Origin of the sequence: Pseudomonas sp. Sample_16, from assembly GCF_004307665.1 — a bacterium.
GTDB lineage: Bacteria > Pseudomonadota > Gammaproteobacteria > Pseudomonadales > Pseudomonadaceae > Aquipseudomonas.
Window position 1 is genome coordinate 1 of sequence record NZ_RCOB01000011.1, and the last position, 2,721, is coordinate 2,721.

A 2,721-nucleotide genomic window follows, 5' to 3' on the forward strand; every position below is an offset into this window, starting at 1 on the left:
ACGTCGCTCGGCCAGTCGGCGAAGCGTTTGCCACGGTAATCCTGCTCCTCGAGCTTGTAGCTCTGGATCATCGTGCCCATACCGCCATCGAGAATCAGAATGCGCTCTTTGAGGGCGTGCTTGAGAGCTTGAAGGCGAACACTGCGATCGGACATTGGGACTACTCGGAAAGACCATGACGAAGGGCCGGGATAATAGCAAACCTGTGCGCTTTTGGAGCATGTTCGGGTTTTGCATGAATATCGTTCATGTTGGAGAGGGCGCCGGACCGGTAGAATCGCGGCGTTTTTTAAAGGATCGGGACCAGGGACATGTCGTATCGCGTCGTCATCAGCAGTGTTTTGCTGTTTTTAAGCTGGGGCGCAACGGCGCAAGACCCGGCGGTTACTGCTGACAGTTCCTCTTCCATTTCCTACACCCGTGACATTCAACCGATCTTCACTGAAAAGTGTGTGGCCTGCCACGCCTGTAATGACGCGGCCTGCCAGCTCAACCTCGGCAGCGGCGAAGGTGCCGCACGCGGTGCGACCAAAGTCCCGGTGTATGACGGTGATCGTGGCCAGGCGGTAACTCCAACCCGTTTGTTTTATGACGCGAGCGGCAAACAGGCCTGGCAGCAACTGGGTTTTTATTCGGTGCTCGACGCCCAGAGCAATCAGGCTGCCTTGATGGCGCGGATGCTGGAGTTGGGTCATCGAACGCCACTGCAGCCCAACGCCAAATTGCCTGCAGAGATCGTCCTGGGCTTGAACCGGGACAACATTTGCGCGATGCCCGGCGAATTTGATGGGTACGCCAGCGCCCATCCAAAGGAAGGCATGCCGTTGGCAGTCACCGGCCTGACCGATCAGCAGTACCAGACCTTGCAACGCTGGTTGGCTTCCGGTGCGCCGATCGATGAGCAGGGCCTGGTGCCGAGCGCCAAAGAAGCGTTGCAGGTGGTGCAGTGGGAGAACCTGCTCAACTCGGCGGGCGCCCGGCAAAGCCTGGTGGGGCGCTGGTTGTATGAGCACTGGTTTCTCGCGCACCTCTATTTCAAGGACGGTGAACCGGGTCATTTCTTTCAGTGGGTGCGCTCGCGCACACCGACTGGCCAGCCCATCGATCTGATCAATACCCGTCGCCCGAACGATGACCCAGGTAACCAGTTTTACTACCGGCTGTGGCCGGTACAGGGTGTGATCGTCCACAAGACCCACATCACTTACCCCTTGAGTGCCGCGAAAATGGCGCGGGTCAAAAGCCTGTTCTACAGCGGCAATTGGCAGGCCAATGCGCTGCCCGGCTATGGACCGCAGAGCCGGGCCAATCCGTTTGCCACCTTCGAGGCAATCCCGGCCCAGGCGCGTTACCAGTTCATGCTCGATAACGCCGAGTATTTCGTGCGCACCTTCATTCGCGGGCCGGTTTGTCGGGGGCAGATCGCTACCGACGTGATCCGGGACAACTTCTGGGCGCTGTTCCAGGCGCCGGAACATGACCTTTACATTACAGACCCGAACTATCGCGGCCAGGCCACGCCGCTGCTGGCGATGCCGGGGCAGAACGACGATGTCGGCAGTGTCTTGAGTCTGTGGCGTGACTACCGCGACAAACGCAACGAATACGAGGCCTTGCGCCGGGACAACTACGCCGAAATGCCGGCACCGAGCTGGTCGACCCTGTGGGCGGGTAACGACAATGCGCTGCTGAGCATTTTCCGTCATTTCGACAGTGCTGCCGTGACCAAAGGCCTGATTGGCGATGTGCCGCAAACCATGTGGTTGTTCGATTTCCCGCTGCTGGAACGTACTTACTATCAGCTGGCGGTGAATTTTGACGTGTTCGGCAACGTTTCCCATCAGGCTCAGACACGCCTGTATTTCGATCTGATTCGCAATGGTGCCGAGCAGAACTTCCTGCGCCTGATGCCTGCGGATTCGCGGGACGATTACCTCAGCGACTGGTATCAGAGCGGCGGCAAATTCAAGATGTGGTTGAACTATGAAGCCATCGACGACGATACGCCCACCGCGCTGAAACTCGACGAAAAAGACCCCAAGCGCGACTTTGCCCTGCAGTTGCTGGCACGCTATGGCGACCTCAATGCCAACCCTGATCCGATCAACCGCTGTAACGGAGCCTATTGTTCCCGGCCGAACATCGACCCTGACTTGCAAAACGCCGAACAAGCCCTGAGCACGCTCACGGCACGACCCGCCGCGGGGCTCAAGGTTATCGATCAACTGCCGGAAGCGACCATGCTGCGTATCGAAACGGCCAGCGGCCAACGCGTGGTCTACAGCATGTTGCGCAATCGAGCCCATAGTAATGTGGCGTTCATGCTCGGCGAGTCGTTGCGCTATCAGCCAGGCCTGGACACGTTGACTATTTTTCCTGGAGTACTCAGCAGCTATCCGAACTTCATGTTCAACATTCCCGCCGGGCAGGTGCCTGCGTTCGTCGAAGCCATGGAAAACGCCAAGGACGCCGATCGTTTCGAGAAAATCGTCGAGCGTTGGGGAATCCGCCGCAGTCACCCGCAATTCTGGCAGTACTTCCATGATTTGAGCCGCTACATCCACGAGACCGAACCGTTGGAAGAGGGCGTACTCGACATGAACCGCTACGAAAACCTCTGAAACACCCATTCTGTAGGAGCAAAGCTTGCTCGCGATGACGTCGGCACATTCAGACTCAACGCTGGCTGGCCTGACGCTATCGCGAGCAAGCTTTGCTCCT

General features: G+C 58.1%; 1 protein-coding gene. It reads left to right on the top strand.

Going from position 1 to position 2,721, the window contains the following annotated elements; all coding sequences use genetic code 11:
* Window positions 1-311 precede the first annotated feature (311 nt).
* Window positions 312-2,621, top strand: coding sequence for a fatty acid cis/trans isomerase (locus tag D8U69_RS01470; protein ID WP_130906535.1), 2,310 nt, complete (start codon window positions 312-314; stop codon window positions 2,619-2,621).
* The last annotated feature ends 100 nt before the right edge of the window (window positions 2,622-2,721 follow it).

Excerpts from the sequence above, each read along its gene's own strand:
- D8U69_RS01470 (WP_130906535.1), top strand. The coding sequence starts at position 312 with ATGTCGTATCGCGTCGTCATCAGCAGTGTTTTGCTGTTTTTAAGCTGG.